The sequence below is a fragment of the Pseudoalteromonas sp. XI10 genome, from assembly GCF_001469895.1.
Taxonomy (GTDB): Bacteria; Pseudomonadota; Gammaproteobacteria; order Enterobacterales; family Alteromonadaceae; genus Pseudoalteromonas.
The window spans coordinates 28,205-53,760 of the sequence record NZ_LOPY01000001.1; the positions used below are offsets into that span (position 1 = coordinate 28,205).

At 41.9% G+C, this 25,556-nt stretch carries 23 protein-coding genes; 15 read left to right on the forward strand and 8 right to left on the reverse strand.

Annotated features, from left to right (window positions below; translation table 11 throughout):
* Positions 1-5: 5 nt before the first annotated feature.
* The 5 genes from recF to AUR67_RS00155 all read left to right on the forward strand — a co-directional run bounded on the left by recF (position 6) and on the right by AUR67_RS00155 (position 7,168).
* A complete protein-coding gene (gene recF / locus AUR67_RS00135) occupies positions 6-1,100 on the forward strand; it encodes a DNA replication/repair protein RecF (RefSeq protein ID WP_058583675.1) in 1,095 nt (364 codons plus the stop codon).
* A 12-nt stretch (positions 1,101-1,112) separates the two neighbouring features.
* Positions 1,113-3,539, forward strand: coding sequence for a DNA topoisomerase (ATP-hydrolyzing) subunit B (gene gyrB, locus AUR67_RS00140; protein ID WP_058583676.1), 2,427 nt, complete (start codon positions 1,113-1,115; stop codon positions 3,537-3,539).
* A 140-nt stretch (positions 3,540-3,679) separates the two neighbouring features.
* Positions 3,680-4,579: a glycine--tRNA ligase subunit alpha gene (gene glyQ, locus AUR67_RS00145; protein ID WP_054554789.1), complete on the forward strand. Its 900-nt coding sequence runs from the start codon at positions 3,680-3,682 to the stop codon at positions 4,577-4,579.
* Positions 4,580-4,587: 8 nt separating this feature from the next.
* A complete protein-coding gene (gene glyS, locus AUR67_RS00150; protein ID WP_058583677.1) occupies positions 4,588-6,657 on the forward strand; it encodes a glycine--tRNA ligase subunit beta in 2,070 nt (689 codons plus the stop codon).
* Between the two features lie 61 nt (positions 6,658-6,718).
* Positions 6,719-7,168 carry a hypothetical protein gene (locus tag AUR67_RS00155; RefSeq protein ID WP_058583678.1) on the forward strand — a complete coding sequence of 150 codons (450 nt, stop codon included), beginning with the start codon at positions 6,719-6,721 and terminating at the stop codon, positions 7,166-7,168.
* Positions 7,169-7,647: 479 nt separating this feature from the next.
* Here the strand turns inward: AUR67_RS00155 and AUR67_RS00160 are convergent, their stop codons facing one another.
* The 4 genes from AUR67_RS00160 to fadB form a co-directional block, all read right to left on the reverse strand.
* Positions 7,648-8,172, reverse strand: a complete 525-nt coding sequence (locus AUR67_RS00160) for an REP-associated tyrosine transposase (protein ID WP_058583679.1) — start codon at positions 8,170-8,172, stop codon at positions 7,648-7,650.
* Between the two features lie 135 nt (positions 8,173-8,307).
* Positions 8,308-8,547: a sulfurtransferase TusA gene (gene tusA / locus AUR67_RS00165; protein ID WP_054554785.1), complete on the reverse strand. Its 240-nt coding sequence runs from the start codon at positions 8,545-8,547 to the stop codon at positions 8,308-8,310.
* 153 nt (positions 8,548-8,700) lie between these two features.
* Positions 8,701-9,867: an acetyl-CoA C-acyltransferase FadA gene (gene fadA / locus AUR67_RS00170; RefSeq protein WP_054563765.1), complete on the reverse strand. Its 1,167-nt coding sequence runs from the start codon at positions 9,865-9,867 to the stop codon at positions 8,701-8,703.
* Positions 9,868-9,872: 5 nt separating this feature from the next.
* Positions 9,873-12,032, reverse strand: a complete 2,160-nt coding sequence (gene fadB / locus AUR67_RS00175) for a fatty acid oxidation complex subunit alpha FadB (protein ID WP_058583680.1) — start codon at positions 12,030-12,032, stop codon at positions 9,873-9,875.
* 195 nt (positions 12,033-12,227) lie between these two features.
* Between fadB and AUR67_RS00180 the strand changes: the two genes are divergently transcribed.
* The 9 genes from AUR67_RS00180 to AUR67_RS00220 all read left to right on the forward strand — a co-directional run bounded on the left by AUR67_RS00180 (position 12,228) and on the right by AUR67_RS00220 (position 20,067).
* Positions 12,228-14,114, forward strand: coding sequence for a transglycosylase SLT domain-containing protein (locus AUR67_RS00180; protein ID WP_054563767.1), 1,887 nt, complete (start codon positions 12,228-12,230; stop codon positions 14,112-14,114).
* Positions 14,115-14,207: 93 nt separating this feature from the next.
* Positions 14,208-15,530 carry a Xaa-Pro dipeptidase gene (pepQ, locus tag AUR67_RS00185; RefSeq protein ID WP_058583681.1) on the forward strand — a complete coding sequence of 441 codons (1,323 nt, stop codon included), beginning with the start codon at positions 14,208-14,210 and terminating at the stop codon, positions 15,528-15,530.
* Positions 15,531-15,587: 57 nt separating this feature from the next.
* A complete protein-coding gene (locus AUR67_RS00190) occupies positions 15,588-16,205 on the forward strand; it encodes a YigZ family protein (RefSeq protein ID WP_058583682.1) in 618 nt (205 codons plus the stop codon).
* Between the two features lie 95 nt (positions 16,206-16,300).
* Positions 16,301-17,752, forward strand: a complete 1,452-nt coding sequence (locus tag AUR67_RS00195; protein ID WP_054563770.1) for a TrkH family potassium uptake protein — start codon at positions 16,301-16,303, stop codon at positions 17,750-17,752.
* Positions 17,753-17,790: 38 nt separating this feature from the next.
* Complete coding sequence (locus AUR67_RS00200; protein WP_058583683.1) at positions 17,791-18,447, forward strand: flagellar brake domain-containing protein; 657 nt, start codon at positions 17,791-17,793, stop codon at positions 18,445-18,447.
* A gap of 468 nt (positions 18,448-18,915) precedes the next feature.
* A complete protein-coding gene (locus AUR67_RS00205) occupies positions 18,916-19,125 on the forward strand; it encodes a calmodulin (protein WP_054563772.1) in 210 nt (69 codons plus the stop codon).
* Between the two features lie 67 nt (positions 19,126-19,192).
* Positions 19,193-19,405 (forward strand): calmodulin, encoded by a 213-nt coding sequence (locus AUR67_RS00210; RefSeq protein WP_054554776.1) that lies wholly within the window; start codon positions 19,193-19,195, stop codon positions 19,403-19,405.
* Positions 19,406-19,546: 141 nt separating this feature from the next.
* Positions 19,547-19,762 carry a calmodulin gene (locus AUR67_RS00215; RefSeq protein WP_055022185.1) on the forward strand — a complete coding sequence of 72 codons (216 nt, stop codon included), beginning with the start codon at positions 19,547-19,549 and terminating at the stop codon, positions 19,760-19,762.
* Positions 19,763-19,848: 86 nt separating this feature from the next.
* Complete coding sequence (locus AUR67_RS00220; protein ID WP_054563774.1) at positions 19,849-20,067, forward strand: EF-hand domain-containing protein; 219 nt, start codon at positions 19,849-19,851, stop codon at positions 20,065-20,067.
* 81 nt (positions 20,068-20,148) lie between these two features.
* Here AUR67_RS00220 and trkA read toward each other — a convergent pair whose 3' ends face one another.
* The 4 genes from trkA to def are packed head-to-tail and all read right to left on the reverse strand — an operon-like array spanning position 20,149 to position 24,300.
* A complete protein-coding gene (gene trkA / locus AUR67_RS00225; RefSeq protein WP_054563775.1) occupies positions 20,149-21,525 on the reverse strand; it encodes a Trk system potassium transporter TrkA in 1,377 nt (458 codons plus the stop codon).
* A gap of 12 nt (positions 21,526-21,537) precedes the next feature.
* Complete coding sequence (rsmB, locus tag AUR67_RS00230; RefSeq protein ID WP_054563776.1) at positions 21,538-22,824, reverse strand: 16S rRNA (cytosine(967)-C(5))-methyltransferase RsmB; 1,287 nt, start codon at positions 22,822-22,824, stop codon at positions 21,538-21,540.
* The gene (gene fmt, locus AUR67_RS00235; RefSeq protein ID WP_058583684.1) at positions 22,817-23,770 is read right to left on the reverse strand and encodes a methionyl-tRNA formyltransferase; all 954 of its coding nucleotides are present in this window, start codon (positions 23,768-23,770) and stop codon (positions 22,817-22,819) included. The genes rsmB and fmt overlap by 8 nt, the downstream gene beginning before the upstream one ends.
* Before the next feature lie 20 nt (positions 23,771-23,790).
* Complete coding sequence (def, locus tag AUR67_RS00240; protein ID WP_054554770.1) at positions 23,791-24,300, reverse strand: peptide deformylase; 510 nt, start codon at positions 24,298-24,300, stop codon at positions 23,791-23,793.
* 118 nt (positions 24,301-24,418) lie between these two features.
* Here def and AUR67_RS00245 point away from each other — a divergent pair, with 118 nt between their 5' ends.
* Positions 24,419-25,537: a LysM peptidoglycan-binding domain-containing protein gene (locus tag AUR67_RS00245; protein ID WP_058583685.1), complete on the forward strand. Its 1,119-nt coding sequence runs from the start codon at positions 24,419-24,421 to the stop codon at positions 25,535-25,537.
* Positions 25,538-25,556 lie beyond the last annotated feature (19 nt).

Consider the following 25,556-nt stretch of genomic DNA (forward strand, 5'->3'; position numbering starts at 1 on the left):
CTTATATGAGTTTAAGTCATTTAAGCCTCAATAATTTTCGGAATATTGAGGCGCTGACACTTGAGCCGGTTAATGGCATAAACATTATCTATGGCGAAAATGGCAGCGGAAAAACCAGTCTCCTTGAGGCGATATATTTCCTTTCTCACGGTAAATCATTTCGTACCGCCAAACATAAAAATATCATTCAGCATCAACAAGACAAGTTTGTGATTCATGGTCGCAAAGCGCTGCATGATTTGTCTATTCCGATTGGTATAAGTAAAAACCAAGCGGGTGAAACGTCTTTAAAGATTCAGGGAAAAACGAGCCGTAAAATCTCTGAATTAGCTCAGCTAGTGCCGGTACAAGTTATTACTCCAGAAAGCTATTCATTGTTTTTTGGCGGCCCAAAAGAACGTAGAAAATTTCTCGATCTAGGATTGTTCCACGTGGAACATGACTTTTTTTACATGTGGCAATCTTTTAATAAAGTACTAAAGCAACGTAATGCTTTATTAAAAAGTAAACCTCGAGATTATTTCGAACAGATCAAGTTTTGGGATAAAGAATTTGTTAGACTAGCTGAACAAATAAATAATCTAAGAATCGCGTATATAAGTAGGTTTAAGCAGCAGTTTTTTGATAAAATGTGTGCAGAATTAACGCTTGTAAGCGATTTAGAAATTAACTTTCATGCGGGCTGGAAAGAGAGTGAAACGCTCTCAGAGGCGCTTGAGCAAAGCTTTGAACGTGATGCCAAACAAGGTTTCACAAGTAAAGGTCCGCATAAAGCTGATTTTAGTTTTAGTGTTTCTGGTAACAGTGTAGAAAATACCTTTTCTCGCGGTCAATTGAAGCTCTTGCTTTATGCGTTAAAAGTAACGCAAAATAGCTTAATTGAGTCAGAAACAGATAAGCAATCTATATTGCTAATAGATGACTTACCTTCAGAACTGGGTGAAGATACAAAAGAAAAAGTGGGTCAACTTTTGACTCATTGCGATTCGCAACTTTTTATCTCATCAATTTTATCTGAAAGTATTTCTGCTGTGGTGGAACCCATGCAACGAGAACTAAAAATGTTCCACGTGAAACATGGCAACCTAATAACAAGATAAGTGGGATTAACCATGTCTGAGAATTACGATTCGTCGAGTATTAAAGTACTTAAAGGATTAGACGCAGTAAGAAAGCGTCCAGGAATGTATATAGGGGACACCGATGACGGTACAGGCCTTCACCATATGGTGTTTGAGGTTGTTGATAACTCTATCGATGAAGCCTTAGCTGGTCATTGTGATGATATTTTTGTAACGATTCACTTAGACGGTTCAGTCTCTGTAAGAGATAACGGTCGTGGTATTCCTACATCTATTCATGAAGAAGAAGGTGTTTCAGCGGCTGAAGTTATCATGACGGTACTTCATGCTGGTGGTAAGTTCGATGATAACTCATATAAAGTATCTGGTGGCTTACACGGTGTAGGTGTTTCGGTAGTAAATGCACTATCTGAAAAACTACAGCTGACAATTCGTCGTGAAGGTAAAATTCACCAACAAACATATACTATGGGTGTACCTGATGCGCCATTAGCTGTAATTGGTGACGCAACAGACTCAGGTACTGAGTTACGTTTCTGGCCAAGTGGTGAAACATTCACTGACCTTAACTTCCACTACGATATTTTAGCAAAGCGCTTACGTGAGCTTTCGTTCTTAAACTCTGGTGTAAGTATCATTCTTACCGATGAGCGCGAAGAGGCTAAAAAAGACCACTTCAAATATGATGGCGGTATCCAAGCGTTCGTAGAATATCTAAACCGTAATAAAACACCTGTACATAAAAGTGTTTTCCACTTTACCCATGAGCGTGAAGAAGACGGTATTAGTGTAGAAGTTTCAATGCAGTGGAACGATGGCTTCCAAGAAAGCATATTCTGCTTTACTAACAACATTCCACAACGTGATGGTGGTACGCACTTAGCTGGTTTTAGAGCAGCATTAACGCGTACGCTAAATAACTATATGGAAAAAGAAGGTTTTAACAAAAAAGCGAAAACAACAAGCAATGCGACGGGTGATGACGCTCGTGAAGGCTTAACTGCTGTTGTAAGTGTTAAAGTTCCTGATCCTAAGTTCTCATCACAAACGAAAGACAAACTAGTATCAAGTGAAGTTAAGTCTGCTGTAGAACAAGCAATGGCAGAAAAATTAACTGAGTTCTTATTAGAAAACCCAGTTGATGCTAAAACAGTTGTTGGCAAAATTATTGATGCAGCACGAGCTCGTGAAGCAGCGCGTAAAGCACGTGAAATGACACGCCGTAAAGGTGCAATGGATTTAGCTGGCTTACCAGGTAAATTGGCTGACTGCCAAGAAAAAGATCCAGCACTTTCTGAACTATATATAGTGGAGGGTGACTCTGCAGGTGGTTCAGCTAAGCAGGGTCGTAACCGTAAAAACCAAGCAATTTTGCCACTTAAAGGTAAGATTCTTAACGTAGAAAAAGCACGCTTTGATAAGATGCTTTCTTCTCAAGAAGTCGCAACTCTAATCACTGCATTAGGTTGTGGTATTGGGCGTGATGAATATGACCCAGAAAAACTACGTTATCATCGTATCATTATCATGACCGATGCGGACGTGGATGGTTCTCACATTCGTACCTTACTTCTTACTTTCTTCTATCGTCAAATGCCAGAAATTGTAGAAAAAGGCTTTATCTATATTGCGCAACCACCACTTTATAAAGTGAAGAAAGGTAAGCAAGAACGCTACATTAAAGATGACCCAGCGCTTGTTGATTACTTAACATCATTAGCATTAAACAATGCTGCACTTTATACAAGCGAAGGTGCATCTGCACTTGAAGGTGAAGAACTAGAAAGAATCGTTCACGATTATCAAAATACAGTTAAAGTGATTGAACGCTTAAAACGTAAATATCCAAATTCAATTATGGAACGTTTAATTTATCAAAGCGAAATTACCGAAGCTGATTTAGCAGATGATGCAAAAGTTAAAGAGTGGACTAACACGCTAGTTGAAGACTTAATTGCACGTGATGAAGATGCAACTATCTTCCATGCGGGCACTGAGCACGATACTGAGCGCAACATGTATTATCCTGTTGTGAATATTCGTCAGCATGGTGTGGATAAAGCACATGTACTAAACCATGACTTCATTACATCGCGTGACTACAAACGCATAGCAGCGACAGGTGTAAACATTGCTAACTTACTTGAAGAAGGGGCATATGTTCAACGCGGTGAGAAAACTCTTGCTGTTGATAACTTTGTGGATGCATTAGAGTGGTTAATCAATGAATCGAAACGCGGCCTTTATATTCAACGCTATAAAGGACTCGGTGAGATGAACCCTGATCAGCTTTGGGAAACCACTATGGACCCAGATGCACGTCGTATGTTGAAAGTAACAATTGAAGATGCAGTAGCAGCAGACCAATTGTTTGCGACTCTAATGGGTGACCAAGTTGAGCCGCGTCGTGACTTCATCGAAACGAATGCGCTACGTGTAGTTAACCTAGACGTATAACGCGAAATTAAGAATTAAAAAGGAGCCTACAGGCTCCTTTTTTATTGCTGAAAAAGCACAAACTGCTTAAAACCTTACTGCACACAAGGTATACTGAGAGCAATTTTCAGACTAAACGCACCAGATACTATAAGCCAAATATGCAAAAATATGACGTTAAAACCTTTCAAGGTTTGATCCTGGCTTTACAGGACTATTGGGCACAGCAAGGCTGTGTGATTGCTCAACCACTCGATATGGAAGTGGGAGCAGGGACATTTCATCCGTTAACTTTCTTAAAGTCAATTGGCCCAGAGCCAATGTCGAGCGCGTATGTTCAACCATGCCGCCGTCCAACTGATGGTCGCTATGGTGAAAACCCGAACCGTTTACAGCATTACTACCAATTCCAAGTAGTATTAAAGCCATCTCCAGAAAACATCCAGGAGCTTTATTTAGGCTCTTTAGCTGCTGTTGGTATTGATACACTAACTGATGAAGTTCGCTTCGTAGAAGACAACTGGGAGTCGCCTACATTAGGTGCATGGGGTCTAGGTTGGGAAATCTGGTTAAACGGCATGGAAGTAACTCAGTTTACTTACTTCCAACAAGTAGGTGGCTTAGAGTGCTCACCAGTAACCGGTGAAATCACTTATGGTCTTGAGCGTTTAGCAATGTATATTCAGGGCGTAGATAGTATCTATGACCTAGTATGGGCAGACGGTCCTATGGGTCGTGTGACATACGGTGATGTATTCCATCAAAATGAAGTAGAGCAGTCAGCTTATAACTTCGAACAAGCGGATGTTGAGTTCTTATTTGCACAGTTCGATCACTGTGAAAAAGAAAGCGAAAAGCTAATTGAAGCAGGCTTACCATTACCAGCTTATGAGCAAGTAATGAAAGCATCACATGCGTTTAACTTATTAGACGCTCGTCACGCTATCTCAGTAACAGAACGTCAACGTTATATCTTACGTGTTCGTGCTTTATCTAAAGCATGTGCGCAAAGTTACTATGATGCCCGTGAAGCTCTTGGTTTCCCGCTTTGTAAGGATTAAGAATTAGCATGTCAGCAGAAAATTTATTAGTAGAAATTGGCACTGAAGAGTTGCCACCGAAAGCACTTCGTAAACTTGCTGAGTCGTTTGCTGAGAACTTAGCAACTGAGCTTGCAAGCTTAGAATTAAATCACCAAGGTGTTAACTGGTACGCATCACCACGTCGTTTAGGTTTGCGTGTTACTGCACTTGAGGCTAAGCAAAATGACAAGGTTGTAGAAAAGCGTGGCCCTGCAGTTGCAGCCGCTTTTGATGCCGATGGTAATCCAACAAAAGCAGCAATGGGTTGGGCTCGTGGTTGTGGTATCGATGTAAGCGATGCACAAACACTTGAGACAGATAAAGGCGCTTGGTTATTACATAAAGCACAGGTTGAAGGTCAAGCAACTACATCGCTTATGAGTGATGCTGTAAACAAAGCACTTGCTAAATTACCTATCCCTAAACCAATGCGTTGGGGTGCAAATAAAACACAATTTATTCGCCCAGTGCACACAGCGACTATCTTATTTGGTAGCACGCTGATCGAAGGCGAAATCCTTGGTAAGCAAGTTGGCAACCAATTACAAGGTCACCGTTTCCATCATCCAGAAAAAGTAACAATCAACCATGCTGATGATGTGTTTGATGTGCTGAAATCTGCTTACGTTGTCGCTGACTTCGAAGCGCGTAAAGCACAAATTCGCGAACAAATTGAAGCAGCAGCTAGCGCTGTAAATGCAAAAGTAGCGATGGATGAAGACTTACTTGAAGAAGTAACATCCTTGGTTGAATGGCCAGTAACGCTGACAGCAACATTCGAAGAAGCATTCTTAGATGTTCCTTCAGAAGCGCTTATCTATACCATGAAGGACGACCAAAAGTACTTCCCATTATTAGACCAAGATGGCAACCTACTTAACAAGTTCCTATTTGTTTCAAATATCGAAAGTAAAGATCCAAGCGTGGTAATTGCTGGTAACGAAAAAGTTGTTCGTCCTCGTTTAGCTGATGCACAGTTCTTCTACGAAACAGACAAGAAGAAAACGCTAGAGAGTCGCTTAGAGTCGCTAGATACTGTTTTATTCCAAAAGCAACTTGGTACGCTGAAAGATAAATCTGAGCGTATCAGTGAACTTGCCGGTTACATTGCTGAGCAATTGGGTGCCGATGCAGAGCTGGCTAAGCGAGCAGGTTTATTAAGTAAAACAGACTTAATGACCGAAATGGTTATGGAGTTTACCGACGTACAAGGTGTAATGGGTATGCATTATGCTCGTCACGACGGTGAAGCTGAAGAAGTTGCACTAGCGCAAAATGAACAATATATGCCTCGCTTCGCGGGTGATAACTTACCAACAAATGTGATCAGCTGTGCGGTAGCAATTGCTGATAAGTTTGATACGCTGGTGGGTATTTTTGGTATTGGTCAAGCGCCAAAAGGCGACAAAGACCCATTTGCACTTCGCCGTGCAGCAATTGGTGCATTACGCATCATGGTTGAAAAATCATTACCGTTAGATATCTTAGACCTTGTTGCTAAGTCGCAAACGCTATTCGGTGAAAAGCTAACGAACCTAAACGTATCAACAGATGTGTTTGAGTTTATGCTAGGTCGTTTCCGCGCATGGTATCAAGATGAAGGTATCGAAGTTGATGTCATTCAAGCCGTATTAGCTCGTCGTCCAACTAAACCAGTTGATTTCGACCGCCGTGTTAAAGCGGTAAGTCACTTCCGTACATTAGACGCAGCAGAAGCGCTTGCAGCAGCAAATAAACGTGTAAGCAATATCTTGGCTAAAAATGACATCACAACACAAGGTGATGTGAATGAGAGCCTATTAAGCGATGATGCAGAAAAAGTATTAGCGTCACACGTTGCTAAGTTTGCAACTGAGCTTGCACCTTTATATGCAAATGGCGATTACCAAGAAGCATTGTCACAACTTGCGGGTATCCGTGAGAGTGTTGATAACTTCTTCGATAACGTCATGGTAATGGCAGATGACGAAGCAGTTAAACAAAACCGCTTAGCATTATTAAGCCAACTAAGCCGTCTGTTTTTAGATATTGCTGATATTTCTGTACTTCAGAAGTAAGCAGTAGCCAATTATTAAAAGCCAGCTCAGTGCTGGCTTTTTTGTAGCAAAAGGAACAGTAATGAAACGTGTAATTACTTTAGCATTAGCAGGCTTATTAACTGCCTGTTCTAGCCAAATGCAAATGCCAAGCATTGACGATATTCTGCCAAGCAAAGAGCTTGACCGTACTATGTATTTACGTGGTGATTTTACCTTGTGGGATGCCGAGCCGCAGTATCAATTAGAGCAAGTTGCACCGGGCATATTCCAAACCGAAGTTAAGTTTTCAACACCAGGTAAGGTTTATGAATTCAAAGTAGCGGATGCAGATTTTAGCGAAGGCTATAACTGTGGTTACAGTGATATGGACCCAGCAGGGCAATCATTGGTTCTAGGCCAAGCCGCCAATGCCGACTGTAATACCATCTACAATTATTTCAGCTTTAAACCCGCTGCAAAAGGCGTGTATGTCGTGAGCTTTGATTACCGCAATAGTAATCAACCAAAAGTGACAGTAACGAAGAAATAGCTTTAATCTGGTAGGTTGGGTAGAGCGGAGCGAAACCCAACGCATACACTCACCTTGAAGCTTAGCTGGGATATCGTATCTAGCTCTGCAACGGATTAGCTATCGGGAGTGTTCGATATATCGCAGAAGAAAAGTTCCTACAACATGTGGGTTTCGTTGCTCTCAACCCAACCTACGTACTCAAACCCGCTTCAAAAGGTGTGTATGTAGTGAGTTTTGATTACCGCGATAGTAATCAACCAAAAGTGACAGTAACTCGAAAGTAAAACTCTGCGCTGGTAGGTTGGGTAGAGCGGAGCGAAACCCAACGCATACACTCACCTTGAAGAGTAGCTACGATACCGAACCCTTCACGGATTTGCTATCAGGAGTATTCGATATATCGTAGAAGAAAAGTACCTACAACATGTTGGGTTTCGTTGCTCTCAACCCAACCTACACTAGTTAGGCTAGCGTTAGAACAAAGCACCAACCTCTCATCAATCTTCATAAAGATTAAGTGCGATATCTAACTCATCACCTGACAAATTAAAAGGAGATGACTTACTCAATTTCCTATAAGACGAAAATGGCCAGTCTTCGACTTGATTCACATATTTATGTTTAACAGGGTTGAAGTAAATATAATTAATATGGTTCATTAGGTCTTGCTTGTCCTTTATATAATGCTCCCAATACCGTCGCTGCCAAATGCCTCGTTCACATTTCTGAATACGGCTAGGCGATTTATGCTCGTAATTATTTAGCTGTCTAGAAAAATTAGACTTAATTAACCGCCACCGTTTTGCATAATCACAATCCCCAACGGGTAGTTGCCAAATAGCATGTAAGTGATCTGGAAGAATGACAATGGCAAGCGTTTTAAAAGGGTGTGACTTAGCCACACTTTTATAAGCTGAACGTAGCAGAGTGATGTTTGAAGTTAAAAGTGCTGAGTTTCTTTGCGCAATCGCTAGAGTAAAGAAATATGTGCCACCGGGGATCAATACTCTTCTGTATCGCATACATTCATCCTTGAATGTTAAATGATAAGAATAGCTTAATTTCGATTAAAAGTTGAATTTGACGAACTTTAATTTGTTGCTATCACCTTGCAGTTACGTTGGGTTTCGCTTCGCTCTACCCAACCTACAAGCTCGTTATAACCCTTTCTTCACTAAGTATCGATACGGTGCTTGTTCTACATCTTTAGCCACAAGTGTGTGATCCATAAAAGTACAAAAGCTTGGGATATCACGAGTGGTTGATGGGTCGTCGGCGATAATAAGTAAGGTTTCGCCATCTTTCATTTTTCGTACTGCACCACGCACCATCATGACAGGTTCTGGACAACGAAGGCCAAGTGCATCTAATTGGTGATCGGGATTATCAAAACTCATGGCTGACCTTTTAGGTGAAAGAGACGATTAATAAGCGGCTATTTTAACTTTCTATTGCCGCCAGTTTCAATAACCGAAAGCAAAGCAAATAAAAAAGGCGCACTGAGCAATTCAGTGCGCCTTTTTATCACCAAGATGTTTGGTGTGAGCTCGTTATTCTACGCGCTCAAATACAGTTGCAATACCTTGGCCTAAACCAATACACATAGTTGCTAGACCGTATTTAGCGTTCTTGTCTTCCATTAGGTGAACAAGCGTTGTGCTAATACGTGAACCAGAACAACCAAGTGGGTGACCAAGTGCAATTGCACCACCATTTAGGTTAACTTTTTCATCTACCACATCCATCAGACCTAAGTCTTTTAATACTGGTAGAGATTGTGCTGCGAACGCTTCGTTAAGCTCTGCAACATCGATATCGTCAATAGTGATACCTGCTTGTTGAAGTGCTTTTTGCGAAGCTGGAACTGGGCCGTAACCCATGATTGATGGATCGCAACCTGCAACAGCCATTGATTTAATACGCGCACGAATTGGTAAACCAAGTTCTTTTGCTTTCTCTTCGCTCATTACAAGCATTGCTGACGCGCCGTCAGAAAGTGCAGAAGAAGTACCTGCCGTTACGCTACCTGATGCTGGATTGAATACAGGGCGTAGTTGCGATAAGCCTTCAACAGTTGTCTCAGGACGGATTACTTCATCGTCTTCAACTAAGATTAAAGAACCATCTGCATCGTGACCTTCCATTGGCAGGATTTCACGACGGAAACGGCCTTCAACAGTTGCAGCGTGTGCACGTTGGTGTGAACGATAAGCAAATTCGTCTTGTTGCTCGCGGCTAATGCCGTGCAGCGTAGCAAGGTATTCTGCAGTTAAACCCATTACGCCAGCAGCTTGTGCTACAGACGTCGATAGACCCGGGTGAAAATCATTACCGTGAGTCATAGGTACGTGACCCATGTGCTCAACACCACCAATGATGTAGGTATCACCAGCGCCAGTCATAATAGCGCGTGCTGCATCGTGTAATGCTTGCATTGATGAACCACATAAACGGTTAACTGTGACAGCTGGTACTGAGTGAGGGATACCGGCTAGTAGTGATGCGTTACGAGCAATGTTAAAACCTTGCTCTAAAGTTTGTTGTACACAGCCCCAGTAAATATCATCAATTGATGCTGGATCAACGGCTGGGTTACGGTCTAACAAACCTTTCATTAAGTGAGCACTTAAATCTTCCGCACGCTTGTTTTTGAATACGCCGTTCTTTGAACGACCCATTGGTGTGCGGATACAATCTACGATTACTGGATTATTCATGTTTCTTATCCTTCCACCTTATAGAATACACGGCCTTCTTCGGCCCACTTGCGAGTTTCATCTGATACTTGGTAAATCGCACCTAAATGAGCGTACTTGTCTGCTGTCGCAACAAAGTTCGCTAAACCAGTTTGATCTAAGTAACGGAATGCACCGCCTCTAAATGGAGGGAAACCAATGCCGTAAATTAGCGCCATGTCAGCTTCTTGTGGAGACGCTACGATACCTTCTTGTAAACAAAGTAGTACTTCGTTGATCATCGGGATCATACAACGGTCAATGATTTCTTTTTTGTCGAAATCTTTAGGTGCATCAGTGATAGCACTTAGTAACTCTGTTGCTGTTGCATCTTTTGCTTTTTTCAGGCGACCACGACGGTCTGGTGCGTACTGGTAGAAACCTGCACCATTTTTCTGACCAAAGCGTTTTTCGTTTGCAAATACAGTAACTGGGTCTTTATCTTGGCGAGCCATACGCTCAGGGAAACCGTCAGCCATTACACCAGTACAGTGGTAAGCCGTATCGATACCTACAACATCAAGAAGATATGCAGGACCCATTGGCCAACCAAATACATTTTCCATCACTTTATCAACTTTAGTGAAGTCAGCACCTTCAACAACAAGTTTGCTGAAACCTGCAAAGTAAGGGAATAGTACGCGGTTTACAAAGAAACCAGGGCAGTCGTTTACAACGATTGGTGATTTACCAAGTTTTAATGCGTAATCAACAACCGCATTAATTGTCGCTTCTGATGTTTTTTCACCACGAATGATTTCTACTAATGGCATTTTTGGCACTGGGTTAAAGAAGTGCATACCACAGAAGTTTTCTGGTTTTTCAAGTGCCGATGCTAACTCGTCAATACGAATTGTTGAGGTATTTGAAGTTAGGATAGTGCCCGCTGGTAAGTCTTTTTCAAGACCAGCAAGAACAGCTTGCTTCACTTTAGGGTTTTCAACCACGGCTTCAACAACGATGTCTGCGCTTTGTAAGTCTGCATCGTTTAGCGTTGGCTTGATCTTGCCTAAGGTAGCAACCATCTTATCCATCGCCATATGGCCACGTTGTACTTTTTTGCCAAGTAGCTTAGATGCTTCGCCCATACCTAAATCAAGTGCATCTTGGTTGATGTCTTTCATGATAATAGGTGTGCCTTTATAAGCAGACTGGTATGCAATACCGCCGCCCATAATACCTGCGCCTAATACAGCTGCTTGTTTGATCTCAATTTCACTGTGTTTAGCTTGCTTCTTCGCTTTACCTTTAATGTATTGGTCAGCTAAGAAAATACCTGTTTGTGCAGCAGCTTCGCTTGTTGCTGCTAATTTAGCAAAGTTAGCGTTTTCAATTGCCATTGCTTCAGCGCGTTCACAGTTTGCTGCAGCTTTGATTGTTTTTACAGCCATAACAGGTGCTGGGTAGTGACCTTTTGTCTGACCCATTACCATGCCTTCAGCCATCGCAAAGCTCATACCTTGCTCAACACGGTTCATTTTCAGTGGCTGTAATTTTACTTGTCGTTTTGCTTGCCAATCTAGCTTGCCAGCAATTGCTTGCTCAAGTGTTGCAATACTTGACTCTAAAAGTTTGTCAGCACTAACTACCGCGTCAAAAGCACCTACTTTTAGGGCATCAGCAGCGCGGTTTTCTTTACCTGTAGTGATCCATGTCATCGCATTATCAGCGCCAATAAGGCGTGGAAGGCGAACTGTACCACCAAAACCAGGCATGATGCCTAGTTTAACTTCAGGTAGGCCAATTTTAGCGTTAGAGCTAGCAACGCGGTAATCGGTAGCAAGTGCCCACTCACATCCTCCGCCAAGCGCCATGCCGTTTACAGCACTTAGCGTTGGGAAAGGTAAATCTTCAATTGCATCAAAAACGTCAGTTGCATTTTTGATCCATGCAACAAGTTCTTCTTGAGGTTTAGTGAAGGTAGGTAAAAATTCGAAAATGTCGGCACCGATAATGAAATGATCTTTATCGCTGGTGAACACCATGCCTTTGATATCTGAGTTTGTTGCCAATTCTTTTAATGCTAAAGCGCAATCTTGCAAGGTTTGCTGCGAAAGTTTATTTACTGAGCCGTCTGCACAGAACTTAAACTCGGCGATGTTGTCCTTGATGAAAGCAACTTCAAATGAATCGCTTTTATATAACATTATTATTCTCCCTAGTTTATTAACTAAGACTGGTACGATGAGTTTGCATTTCAATCAGTGTGCTTGCTTTAAAATGAAAATGCAACGAAAAATTTACTGCGCTTTATCGCGATTGGTTAAAATATAGCTGGTTTGGTGCTAAGGTGTAGGAGAAGTTTTTTGTTATTAATTCTTTAATTTTTGTTAAAGGTCATCATGAAAAAACAACTCCTTGGTTGGACAGCTGCCGCATTACTTTTTCCTTTTTTTGCAGCTGAAGCCAACGATAAACATGACGCTTTTTTAAAAGCAGAAAAAAAGGCGCGTTACGGTGATTATCAAGACATGAAAGAGGCGGCAAGTGGGCTTGATCACCCTTTGAAGCCTTATGTCGAAAAGGCTTATTGGCAACGTAATCCGAGCCTTAAACACCAGACAGAAATCGAAAACTACCTCAATGTATACCAAAACACGCCACTAGAGTGGCCTGTACGTAAGGCATGGCTTAATTACTTAAAAAAGTACAACAAAAAAGCGGCTTATATTCGTAACTATCGCGAAACAAGCAATAACGAATTGACCTGTCCTTATTTAAGTTTTCAATTGGACTTAGGTGCGCCTGAAAAAGCCATCATGAATCAAGTGACTGATTTATGGGTGGTAGGAAAATCACAACCAAAAGAGTGCGATAAGTTGTTCTCTCTTTGGAAGAAAAAAGGTTACCAGACCGAAGAGCGGGTTTGGCAGCGCATTAGCTTGGCTGCCGAAGGCGGCTCATCAAGTTTAATTCCATACTTAAAAACATTACTGCCTCGTGCTGACCAATATTTAGCTGATTTATATTTAAAGGTACGCAAAGATCCGAGTGCTTCAGCGGGCCTTTATCGCTACAAGAAAAAATCTGCTAAAGAAGGGCAGATTGCGATTTATGGAGTTAAGCGCCTAGTATGGCGAGATAAAGACCTTGCACTACGCGCTTGGGAAAAGCTCGAAACCATGTTCGATTATACTGATGAGCAAAAAGCGGATGTTTACTACAGCTTTGCCTTGTCGCTTGCTTCAAGTGGCCACCAACAAGCGCGCTTTTGGTTAAATAAAGTGCCTAAAGACCGTCAAACTAGAAAGTTAATGCAATGGCAACTTGGCAATATGTTAGAGAGACAAGATTGGTCTGGCATTGTGGCGTTTTTTACAGGCAAAGAAAACCTGAGCCTAGGTCAACAATATTGGTTAGCATATAGCTTAAACCAACGTGGTGAAGTCGAACGTGCTCGTGAAATCTGGCAAACCGTGGCTAAAGAGCGTGATTATTACGGCTTTTTAGCATCTGCACGCTTAGGTATTCCGGTTAGCTTAAATAATAAAGAGATAAATATTAGTAATAAACTAAAGCTTGAAGTTGCTAATGCTCCAGGCTTTAAACGAGCTCGTGCTTTATATGAGCTTGAGCGCTTTACATCTGCGCGTCGTGAGTGGAATTATTTAACGGGTACATCAACCAAAGAAGAAAAGCTTGCTGCGTCATTGCTTGCTGCTGAACTTGATTGGTACGACAGTACTATCTACACCTTGGCGCAGTTAAAAGAGTGGGACTATGTCGACTTACGTTTCCCATTTGCGTTCAAAGATGTATTTGCAACATATAGCAGCCGCAGCCATATTGATGTTGCTTGGAGCATTGCAATTTCACGCCGTGAAAGTTCTTTTGCGCCCGATGCGCGTTCTCATGCCAATGCCCATGGTTTAATGCAGCTGTTGCCAAGCACTGCTAAATATATGAATAAGAGTTCAGTGTCGCGTAAGCAGTTATACCAGCCTCGTACTAATATTCGTCTTGGTAGTGAGTATTTGCAGTATTTGAAAAAGAAAAATCATGGCAACGAAATCCTGGCAACGGCCTCTTATAATGCAGGCTATCATCGTATTAAACGCTGGATCCCAGAGCAAGCTATGCCAGCTGAGCTGTGGATTGAGTTAATTCCTTATACAGAAACACGAAACTACGTTAAGAATGTATTTGCTTACAGACAGGTTTATCACACTCGATTAGGACGCGATGGCAATGTTCTAGCGCCAATTCTTGATATGTCGATGGGTGGTTAAACTCGATTTGTCACACTATCCTCCCTCAGTTGGGGGATAGTGCTGGCTATGATAGACTGCTAACAAGTTAAATTTACTAAAGATGGGTTTACTATGGATAAATTAGCGGTGTTATACGCCGAACATATTGCAACCTTGCAACAACGCACTCGAACAATTACAGAGCGTGAAGGTTTAGAAGGGTTAGTAATTCACTCAGGTCAGGCTAAACGTCAGTTTTTAGATGACATGTATTATCCGTTTAAGGTGAATCCGCAATTTAAAGCTTGGTTACCAGTGATCGACAACCCACATTGTTGGATTGTGGTTGATGGTGCATCTAAGCCGAAACTGATTTTTTATCGTCCTGTGGACTTTTGGCATAAAGTGCCTGACGAACCACGTGATTTTTGGGCTGAGTATTTTGATATTGAATTATTAGTACAGCCAGATCAGGTAGAAAAGCTACTTCCTTACGATAAAGAAAAGTTTGCCTATATCGGTGAATACCTAGAAGTAGCGCAAGCGCTGGGCTTTAGTATTATGAACCCAGAGCCAGTTATGAACTACCTTCATTTTCATCGTGCTTATAAAACACAGTACGAGCTTGAGTGTTTACGCCAAGCTAACCGTATCGCGGTAGATGGCCACAAAGCAGCACGTGATACGTTTTTTGCTGGTGGTTCAGAGTTTGATATTCAACAAGCTTACCTTATGGCTACCCGCCAGAGTGAAAACGAGATGCCTTACGGTAATATCGTTGCACTAAATGAGAACTGTGCAATTTTACATTACACGCATTTTGAACCTAAAGCGCCGCAAACGCATCATTCTTTCCTTATTGACGCAGGTGCAAACTTTAATGGTTATGCTGCTGATATTACACGTACTTATGACTTTAAAAAGTCAGGTGAGTTTAGCGATTTAATTAAAGTAATGACTGAGCATCAAATCGCTTTAGGTAAAGCATTAAAACCGGGCTTGTTATACGGTGAATTGCATTTAGATTGTCACCAGCGTGTAGCGCAAGTACTAAGCGACTTTAATATTGTGAAGTTACCAGCCGCTGAAATTGTTGAGCGTGGTATTACGTCGACGTTCTTCCCGCATGGTCTTGGTCATCATCTTGGTTTACAAGTTCACGATATGGGTGGCTTCATGGCTGATGATACAGGTGCGCACCAAGCACCACCTGAAGGTCATCCGTTCCTACGTTGCACTCGCTTAATCGAAAAGAACCAAGTATTTACTATTGAACCTGGTTTATACTTTATCGACTCGTTATTAGGTGACCTTGCGCAAACTGACAACAAACAGTTTATTAACTGGGAAAAAGTTGAAGAGTTTAAGCCATTTGGCGGTATCCGTATTGAAGATAATATTATCGTTCATGAAGATAGCCTAGAAAACATGACTCGTGATCTACACTTAGATTAACGATAAAGGTTAGTGAATATCGGGGCCAATAGGCCCCATTTTTTTAGATAAGCAATTATGTCTGAATACCAATATCCGGCTGAGCCGGTTTTTTACCAAGAAGAAATCAAAAAAAGCACCTTTATTGTGCATATTGCCCACACCCCAGATCTTGCGGCAGCCAAAGTCTTTATCAAAGAGATTCAAGATAAATACAGCGATGCTCGTCATAATTGCTGGGCACATGTTGCGGGTAACCCCGGTGGTAGTCATGTGTATGGCTTTTCTGATGATGGTGAGCCCAATGGCACAGCAGGTAAGCCAATGCTTAATGTATTAACAGGCTCTGGTATTGGTGAAATTACAGCGGTGGTAACCCGTTATTTCGGGGGCATCAAGCTTGGTACAGGTGGGCTAGTTCGCGCTTACGGCGGTAGTTTAAATAATGCCATGCGAGAGCTTAAAACCATTACCAAGGTACCGAGTGTTGAACTGGTTGGTCAAAGTGATTACAGCGTACAAGGTGCAATTGAGCAGTTATTAAAAAATCAGTATCAGGTGCTTAATATCGAAAAACAATTTGCAGAGAACATCACATGGCACATTGAGATCGATAGCCGTCAGGCAGAGCAAGCGATTGATGATATCCATGAATTGACACATGGCGGAGTTAGCCTAAAAGTCAGAAAAGTTTGAAATGTAAAAATAATACATTCCGTTTACTTACAATTAAGGCTGTAAGACAATAAACTGTATTAGCTAAACATTTAATAAGAAAGCGATACGCCTAGATGCAATTTCGTACCATAATAAAAATTCTCGGCCAGCTGGTGGCGTTATTCAGTATCACTATGGTGCCACCGGCACTGGTGTCTTTGATCTACAAAGACGGTGGTGGTGTGCCATTCGTTCTTGCTTTCATCTTTAGTGTTGTAATTGGTTTAGCAGCTTATTACCCAAACCGTCATGAGCATGGTGACCTTAAAGCCCGTGAAGGCTTCTTGATTGTAGTCTTGTTCTGGTTAGTACTAGGTACCTTCGCTGCGGTGCCGTTAGTGTTCTTACAAGAGCCTAATCTTTCTTTAGCTGACTCCGTATTTGAGGCCTTTTCTGGGCTGACAACCACAGGGGCTACCGTACTTACGGGCATAGAATACCTACCTAAATCAGTTCTCTTTTATCGCCAGCAACTGCAGTGGCTAGGTGGTATGGGGATCATCGTACTCGCGGTCGCGGTACTGCCTATGCTAGGAGTCGGTGGTATGCAGCTATACCGTGCAGAAACACCTGGTCCGGTTAAAGATTCAAAAATGACGCCGCGTATTGCCGATACTGCAAAGCATCTTTGGTATATCTATGTATCGCTGACGATAGCCTGTACGCTTGCGTATTGGGCTGCAGGAATGGATTGGTTTGATGCAATCTGTCATGCGTTCTCTACGATTGCGATAGGCGGCTTCTCTACCTACGATGCATCGATGGGGCAGTTTGATAGCCCATTAATTAACTTTATTTGCGTCGTGTTTTTGCTGATCGCAGCCATTAACTTCTCACTGCATTATGCGGCGGTAGCTTCACGCAATATTCGTGTTTATTTACGCGACCCTGAATTTAAAGTGTTCTTATTGATTCAATTAGCATTGGTCATTGTCTGCTTTACTGTGCTGTCATCAAATAATATTTATGCCGATGGTGATGAGACTCTCGATCAAGCTATGTTCCAAGCGGTATCAATGAGTACTACCGCGGGCTTTGCGACAGACAACTTCTCAGCATGGCCACTGTTCCTGCCTATTTTACTTATTTTCTCAAGTTTTATTGGCGGCTGTGCCGGCTCTACCGGTGGTGGTATGAAGGTCGTGCGGGTGTTCTTACTTTACTTACAAGGTATTCGTGAGCTCAATCGTCTTGTGCATCCAAGGGCTATTTATTCAATTAAATTAGGCCGAAAAGCACTTCCAGATAAAGTTGTAGAAGCTGTTTGGGGCTTCTTCTCTGCGTATGCTTTGGTGTTTGTCATTATCATGTTGGCGCTGATGGGCACCGGCATGGATAACATCAGTGCATTCTCAGCAACAGCTGCTTGCTTAAATAACTTAGGCCCAGGTTTAGGTGAAGTCGCTGCTCATTACGGAGCGATTTCTGATACGGCAAAATGGCTACTTACTATTGCGATGGTATTTGGTCGTTTAGAAATATTCACCCTGTTAGTGTTGTTTACGCCAACCTTCTGGCGAGGCTAACCATAGTAAGGTGATTATCTAGAAGTGGAGGCATTACTGTGCCAAAAACTCAAAAACAACGTAATCTTGAAAAGCTAACCTGTATCCCTGCGGGTAGCTTAGTGGATGTTGAAATTACCACACCAACCGACAGTAAACGCGTAAAAACAGAGTTTATTGGTTTGATGAATGATCAGTACATCATTATCAATTACCCATCAGCAAAGCGTTTAGCAAATGGTAGTGATTTCATCAAAGATGGTGTGATGGTCGTTATACGCGCGGTACTTGAAGCGGGCGGTGGGCAAGTAATTGCTTTTCGTCAGCAAATAAACGCCTTGGCATCGCATCCTCACCGTTTAATTTTTCTCGAGTTTCCTAAGCAAGTGCAGCTTTATAGTTTGCGTAGTGAAGCACGTATTCCTACGTTATTCCCTGCAAACTTAGTCATTGCAGAGCAAAAACTGGCAGGGCTTATTAAAGATATTTCACTCACCGGTGTGCAGTTTGATCTTAATAGCAAGGAGGACTTAAGTGCTTTTAAAGGGCAAAGCTGCCAAATCACTCTTAGTAAACGTGAGTTTAATGGCACAGTATGTAGCGTGCGCAAAAGAGCAGGCGGTTTTATGTTCGGTGTACAGCTTGATACGAGTGAAGATGAAATGAAAGCGTTTATGAAAGAGCACTTAATTGACCTTTCTGTGTTGGATAACTAATACCAATTCGCCATTTTGCAACAAAATGGCTATTTCCCCCGATTTAACCCTATAAATATCAAAATTAATTTATAAATAAATTTAAATAACCAATTAAATCAATATTTTATTAATTAAATTAATTTCGATTTTTTTCTTCAAGTTTTGTTGTTCAGATAGGGTTTATTTTCAAATTTCTAATTTTTCGGTTTTTTAATCTGAGTTAATCGCTATTGTCTCCATATTAATCTTTGTAACTTATTGATTTTAAAAGAAGCGTAAAAGCAACTACCGAGCTTGTTGCAAAACAGCAACAAATAAATCGCGTTATTTCCCCCTAATTCTCGATATTTAAATTTAATACACTGATTTTATTATTCTTTTTAACTTTGGCATCGAAGTTGAAATAGTCTTAGCGAACACAGAGAAAAACTGATTCAGGAACATATCCTTTATCACAGTTGAGACAACATTGAAGGAATAGTGATTATGAAAACGTTACACAAAACTTTAGCACTTGTAGCTCTTGCAACTTCATCAGCAGCGTTTGCCGCTGACTTTGACACACTGGATGTTAATGGTGATGGCGCTATCAGCAAAAGCGAAGCATCAGTAAGCGAAACGTTAATGAGCCAATTTAAAGAGCTTGATACAGACGGCAACGGTGAGCTGTCTAAACAAGAGTACTCAAAAGCTTAATTTCATTGTAAGGACACACTGAAAGGGACTTCTAACTCAAGACAACACATTTTGAAGGAATGACATTATGAACACAGTAAATAAAACACTAGCACTTATGGCACTTGTATCTTCATCAGCAGCATTTGCGATGAGTGATTTCGATACTCTAGATGTTGATGGCAATGGTGTTATCAGCCAAAGCGAAGCATCGGTAGATGCAGAGTTAATGAGCAAATTCAGTGAATTAGACACTGACGGTAACGGTGAGTTATCGAAACAAGAATTTTCAAAAGCTTAATGTGATTAAGCAAAACCAGTTTATTTAGCTGATTAGTTCTGAGCTGCCAAAGACAGCCTAAATGGATAAGGGAATCCATGACAAAGGACAACACTGGAAGTGTGATCAGCTAACACTCTTAAAATTGAAGGAATAATGATTATGAAAACAGTAAACAAAACATTAGCTTTAATCGCACTTGCATCTTCTTCAGCAGCTTTTGCAGCAACTGATTTTGACACTCTAGACGTAGACGGTAACGGCGTGGTTAGCAAAAGTGAAGCAGCCGTTGACGCAAAAATTATGTCGCAGTTTAAAACATTAGACGTGAATGGCGACGGCGTTCTTACAGAAGCTGAGTTCTCTGAAGCCGAATAACTGAATTAATACGTAGTTATACCAATTTCCACTAAACAGGGATCTCAGAAACGGATTTCACTCTTTTCAAATTTAAGGTAGTTATTATGAAACAGTTAAGCACAACAATCGCAATTTTAGCACTAGCAACGTCATCAGCAGCCTTTGCACAAGGCGTAAGCTTTTCAACATTCGATACCGACGGTGATGGTGTGATCAGCAAAGAAGAAGCGTCTGCAAATATGCAGCTTGAAAAGTTATTTCCAGAGCTAGATAGTGATGGTAATGGCGAACTTTCAAAAGAAGAGTTCGCTCAAATTCAATAGAATCTTTTAGAAAAGTTAGGTACTTTCACTTCAAGAGTCGTAAAGCAGCTGTCATGGCTGCTTTTTTCGTTTATAAGCTTTTTACAAGAAGATAGCGCTTACTTGGAACAGCTTTTCAACAACCGTAATATGCTTTTTATCAATCAAGAACATGATTACATGGTCACCCGACTGAATAACTGTATCGTCATGGGCAATCAGTACATCATCGTTACGCACAATTGCACCAATGGTTGTTCCGGCTGGTAGTTTGATATCAGCAATTGCTCGGCCAACAACTTTAGAAGTATGCTCATCACCATGAGCGACAGCCTCAATGGCTTCTGCTGCGCCTTTACGTAACGAATAAACATTAACGATGTCACCACGGCGAACGTGTGTTAACAGCGCCGAGATAGTGGCTTGCTGAGGTGAAATAGCAATATCAATCTCACCACCTTGAACTAGGTCTACATAAGCGCCACGCTGAATAAGCACCATGGTTTTTTGTGCGCCCATACGCTTTGCCAGCATCGCAGACATAATGTTTGCTTCATCGTCGTTAGTTACTGCGATGAACACATCCACTTGTTCAATATGTTCTTCAGATAACAGTTCTTGATCAGAAGCATCGCCACAGAACACTACAGTGTTATCAAGCATTTCAGAGAGCTGTGCTGCGCGCTCTTTATTGCGCTCAAGCAGCTTCACACTGTGGTTTTTCTCAAGTGAACGCGCAAGGCCCGCACCGATATTACCACCACCAGCAATCATGATCTTTTTGTATGAACGTTCGAGTTTTTGCAGCTCATTCATGACTGCTCGAATATGCTTTGTTGCAGCGATAAAGAACACTTCATCGTCCGCTTCGATAACCGTTGTGCCAAGCGGTTTAATCGCTTTACCTTGACGATAAATAGCCGCGACACGGGTTTCGACATTCGGGATGTGCTCTTTCAAGGCTGAAAGTGCATAACCCACCAGCAAACCACCGTAATAGGCTTTCACCGCAACCAGCGATAACATGCCATCGGCAAATTGTAATACCTGCAAAGCACCCGGATAGTCGATTAAGCGACGAATATACTTAGTTACCAGCGCTTCTGGAGCAATGTAGTGGTCAACAGGTAAATCGTCGTTATGAAATAGCTTTTCACGGTACTTTAAGTATTGCTCTGAGCGAATACGGGCAATTTTGGTTGGCGTGTTAAAAATACTATAAGCAACTTGGCAAGCAACCATGTTCACTTCATCTGAACTGGTTACGGCAATAATCATATCGGCGTCTTCTGCGCCTGCGCGACGCAATACATCGGGATGCGCACTGTGGCCAGTAACACCTTGTAAGTCGTACTTATCTTGTAGCTCTCGCAAACGGTTACCGTCGATATCGACAACGGTGATCTCATTTTGCTCACCAACGAGGTTTTCTGCCAGTGTGCCACCAACTTGTCCGGCACCGAGTATGATTATTTTCATAGCTTGTTCTTATTAGTGTTTTTTAACTAGCTTCGCATAATAGAAACCGTCACTTTCACCAGGCAATAATTGCAGACCAGGTAACGTAGGCGTGTCGTTTTCATGCAAAGGTATGTGTTCAGCACTTGGATTATTGGCAAGGAACTTAGCAACTTGTTGTTGGTTCTCTTGCGGTAATACTGAGCAGGTCGCGTAAACTAACGTACCACCGGGCTTAAGTAGAGGCCAGATGCTATTTAAGATATCGCCTTGTAAATTAGCCAGATCTTCAATATCAGATGCACGACGTAACCATTTAATATCAGGGTGACGACGGATCACGCCAGTTGCTGAACAAGGCACATCAAGCAAGATACGGTCGAATTGCTGCTCATCCCACCAGATATGAGGCTGTGAAGCATCGGCACATTGTAAATCGGCAGCTAAACCAATACGCACTAAGTTTTGTTTAACACGTTCTAGGCGCTCGCTGTCACTATCAAGTGCTAATACGTCGGCATCAGCAAGCTCTAAGATATGACACGTTTTACCACCTGGCGCTGCACACGCATCTAAAATGACATCATCATTTTGTGGATCTAAAAAGCGTGCTGCTAATTGTGCCGCAGCATCTTGAACTGAGCAGGCACCGGTATCAAATTCTGGTAATGCGTATACATCACACGGTTTAGCTAGTTTAATACCATCAGGAAAATCAGCATTAAGGGTATGCTCAATATCATTTGCTTTAAGCATTTCGCTGTATTCTTGGGTGCTATATTGCGCTTGGTTTACACGTAACCACATAGGTGCTTGCAGCTGATTCGCTTCAAGAATTTCTTGCCAGTTATCAGGGTAAGCTGCAGTAACTTGTTTGATAAACCAACCTGGGTGGTTAAATTTGCAAACAGGAATTTGCTTTGCTTTTTCTTCAAGCTCAACTTGTTCACGTTGGAAACTGCGTAAAATAGCGTTAATCAGGCCTTTTAAACCCAGTGCGCGCATTTGCTGAAGCGCATTAACCGTTTCGCTGATGGCTGCATGAGGCGGTACACGCATGTGTTGAAGTTGGTAAATACCCACATACAACAAGAACTGGAAAATACGGCGCTTACCTTTTAGTGGTTGATCTAAAAGTTGCTGACAATAATTTTCTAGGCTAGGTAAATAGCGCAGCACACCGTAGCAAATTTGTTGTAGTAGGGCTTTATCTTTCGGCGATAATCCTTGGCTTGCAAAAGGTAGTTCTTGATTTAGCGATGCACCTTTATCGACCACGTTATAGAGGGTTTCAGCAGCAAGTGCTCTTACATTACTCATTGCTTTGACCTAATACTGAGCCAGGTTCAACCCAATCACTGCGACCATTTAAAAAGTCAGTAACAGCCATTGGTTTTTTACCTTGTGGTTGAAGAAGGGTGATTTTAAGTGCATCTTGCCCACAACCAACGGTAATACCTTGCTTATCAGCAGCAATGATTTTACCGGCTTGTGCAGTTTGCGATACAACTTCGGCTTGCCAAATTTTTACCGTTTGTCCTGCCATTTCAGTAAAGCAAACAGGCCATGGATTAAAGGCACGGATATTACGCTCAATTTGCGCAGCATCCATTGACCAATCAATATTGGCTTCGTCTTTTGATAGCTTCTTGGCGTAATTTGCTTGTGCGTCATCTTGCTTTTCTGGGGTGATTTCACCTGCAGCAAGACGATTGATAGTACTGATCAGTGCATCAGGACCAAGTGCAGCTAATTTATCGTATAAAGAGCTACTGGTTTCTGTGCTATCAATCGGGCAACGGCTGATATGCAGCATATCGCCGGTATCTAAGCCTTCATCCATTTGCATTATTGTTACACCGGTTTCATTGTCACCAGCCCAAATAGCACGTTGGATCGGTGCAGCACCACGCCAGCGCGGTAAAATAGAGCCATGCACGTTTAAGCAGCCTAAGCGCGGTGCATCTAAAATCGCTTTTGGTAACAGTAAGCCGTACGCCACCACAATCATAATATCGGCGTTCAGGCTGGTAAGCTCTGCAAGTGCTTCATCTGATTTTAGTGATTGCGGTTGAAATACAGGTAAATCATGAGCAAGTGCCAGTTCTTTAACTTCACTGGCTTTTAGCTTTTTACCTCGGCCCGCTGGTCGATCCGGTTGGCTATATACACCAACAACGTCATGCTCTGAGTCAATCAGTGCTTGTAAATGGCGCGCAGCGAAATCCGGCGTACCAGCAAAAATAATGCGTAATGGTTGTGTCACAGATATTCCTATTGATTAACTTATGATTTAGCAGCCAGCTTAGCTTCTTTCTCAAGCTTTTTACGGATACGTTGGCGCTTTAAGGGCGATAGATAATCAATAAATAGGGTGCCTTTAAGGTGATCAAGCTCATGCTGAATACAAATCGCTAATAGCTCGTCAGCGTCAAGGCTGAATTCTTCACCGTTTTCATTAAGCGCTTTAACAGTAACTGTTTCTGCGCGGTCAACTTTTGCGTATGAGTAAGGAACTGATAAACAGCCTTCTTCACTCACAGTTGAACCATCTTTTTTGGTGATTTCTGGGTTGATTAACACTAACGGTTGGTCGCGCTCTTCAGATACGTCGATCACCACAATTCGCTGGTGGATATCTACTTGCGTCGCTGCTAAGCCGATACCGTTTTCGTCATACATAGTTTCAAGCATGTCTTTGACGATTTGACGAACTTCATCGTTTACTTCTGGTACTTCTTTCGCGATTGTACGTAAACGCTCATCCGGAAATCTCAAAACTTCTAACCTAGCCATAGTTACCTTTTACACTTGTGATTCATTTAGGGTATTGTATGCTCTTATTTTAGCCATTCGTGTTCACCTTTAACAGGTTTTGGTCGATAATAATCTAAAAACAACTCAAGGAAGCCAAATGAGATACCCACTAGTTGCGGCTTTGTTAGCCATTAGCTGTGCTTTTCCGGTAGCTGCTGATGTTTTAACAATTAAAAAAGATGCACCAAAACAATATGTTGTGAAAAAAGGCGATACGCTTTGGGATATCTCGGGCGTGTATCTTGATGAACCTTGGCAATGGCCTGATTTATGGCAAATGAACCCGCAAATAGCGAATCCACATTTAATATACCCGGGTGATGCGCTCACTTTAATTTACGATAAAGACGGAAATCCTCGTTTAGTTAAAAATGCGCGTTATAAAAAACTTTCTCCAGAAGGGCGAATTACACCAAAAGGCAAGCAAGCAGTGCCGACGTTGCCTTTGGAGTTGCTGCGCCCATATTTGAGTTATGAGCAAGCGATTAGCGCCGATGTTATTGCACAAAAACCATATATTTTGGGTGCCAGTGTTAATACCAAAATGAATACCATGGGTCATACCCTTTACGTTAAAGGTGACTTAACACTTAACGAAGCTTATGGCGTATACCGTAAAGGCAATGATCTTGTTGATCCAAATACCAATGAAGTACTAGCAAATAAAGCGGAATTAGTTGCGATTGTTCGCGCATTTAGAAGCGGTGACGTAGAAAGCGGTGTACCTGCATCAGTTAAAGTTGAACTGGTAAAACAAGAAATTAAGCCGCATGATTTCTTAATGCCGGCGATGGAAGGGCAAATGTTGCCAGCCTATTTCACTATGAAACGCCCTGAAGCTACTTTAGATGGCACTATTATCGCCGCAGCTAATGAAATGCGTGAATTTAGTACCATGGACATTGTTGTACTAAACTTAGGTTCAGACCAAGTGAAACCAGGTTTTGTACTTGATATTCAGCGTCAATCACCTGAAGTGTATGACGGCCGCAATGGTCCGCGTTACCGCGAAGATTCTAATAGCCTTGAGAAATTCATGACTGATGCAAATGATGTGTTAGGAATTGAAAGCGATGAAGACAGCAATGTATGGCACATGCCAAAGGAAAAAGTCGGTGAGTTAATGGTGTTTAAGGTATATGACAACGTTAGCTACGCATTGATTGTTAAGAATCAGCACCCGATCCGAGTTGGAGATTATGCAGTTATAAACTAACTCACAATTTGGGCGCTCT

Bases quoted from the DNA above. Each gene is read 5' to 3' on its own strand.
- recF (WP_058583675.1), top strand. From the start codon at position 6: ATGAGTTTAAGTCATTTAAGCCTCAATAATTTTCGGAATATTGAGGCG.
- gyrB (WP_058583676.1), top strand. From the start codon at position 1,113: ATGTCTGAGAATTACGATTCGTCGAGTATTAAAGTACTTAAAGGATTA.
- glyQ (WP_054554789.1), top strand. From the start codon at position 3,680: ATGCAAAAATATGACGTTAAAACCTTTCAAGGTTTGATCCTGGCTTTA.
- glyS (WP_058583677.1), top strand. From the start codon at position 4,588: ATGTCAGCAGAAAATTTATTAGTAGAAATTGGCACTGAAGAGTTGCCA.
- AUR67_RS00155 (WP_058583678.1), top strand. From the start codon at position 6,719: ATGAAACGTGTAATTACTTTAGCATTAGCAGGCTTATTAACTGCCTGT.
- AUR67_RS00160 (WP_058583679.1), bottom strand. From the start codon at position 8,172: ATGCGATACAGAAGAGTATTGATCCCCGGTGGCACATATTTCTTTACT.
- tusA (WP_054554785.1), bottom strand. From the start codon at position 8,547: ATGAGTTTTGATAATCCCGATCACCAATTAGATGCACTTGGCCTTCGT.
- fadA (WP_054563765.1), bottom strand. From the start codon at position 9,867: ATGAATAATCCAGTAATCGTAGATTGTATCCGCACACCAATGGGTCGT.
- fadB (WP_058583680.1), bottom strand. From the start codon at position 12,032: ATGTTATATAAAAGCGATTCATTTGAAGTTGCTTTCATCAAGGACAAC.
- AUR67_RS00180 (WP_054563767.1), top strand. From the start codon at position 12,228: ATGAAAAAACAACTCCTTGGTTGGACAGCTGCCGCATTACTTTTTCCT.
- pepQ (WP_058583681.1), top strand. From the start codon at position 14,208: ATGGATAAATTAGCGGTGTTATACGCCGAACATATTGCAACCTTGCAA.
- AUR67_RS00190 (WP_058583682.1), top strand. From the start codon at position 15,588: ATGTCTGAATACCAATATCCGGCTGAGCCGGTTTTTTACCAAGAAGAA.
- AUR67_RS00195 (WP_054563770.1), top strand. From the start codon at position 16,301: ATGCAATTTCGTACCATAATAAAAATTCTCGGCCAGCTGGTGGCGTTA.
- AUR67_RS00205 (WP_054563772.1), top strand. From the start codon at position 18,916: ATGAAAACGTTACACAAAACTTTAGCACTTGTAGCTCTTGCAACTTCA.
- AUR67_RS00210 (WP_054554776.1), top strand. From the start codon at position 19,193: ATGAACACAGTAAATAAAACACTAGCACTTATGGCACTTGTATCTTCA.
- AUR67_RS00215 (WP_055022185.1), top strand. From the start codon at position 19,547: ATGAAAACAGTAAACAAAACATTAGCTTTAATCGCACTTGCATCTTCT.
- AUR67_RS00220 (WP_054563774.1), top strand. From the start codon at position 19,849: ATGAAACAGTTAAGCACAACAATCGCAATTTTAGCACTAGCAACGTCA.
- trkA (WP_054563775.1), bottom strand. From the start codon at position 21,525: ATGAAAATAATCATACTCGGTGCCGGACAAGTTGGTGGCACACTGGCA.
- rsmB (WP_054563776.1), bottom strand. From the start codon at position 22,824: ATGAGTAATGTAAGAGCACTTGCTGCTGAAACCCTCTATAACGTGGTC.
- def (WP_054554770.1), bottom strand. From the start codon at position 24,300: ATGGCTAGGTTAGAAGTTTTGAGATTTCCGGATGAGCGTTTACGTACA.
- AUR67_RS00245 (WP_058583685.1), top strand. From the start codon at position 24,419: ATGAGATACCCACTAGTTGCGGCTTTGTTAGCCATTAGCTGTGCTTTT.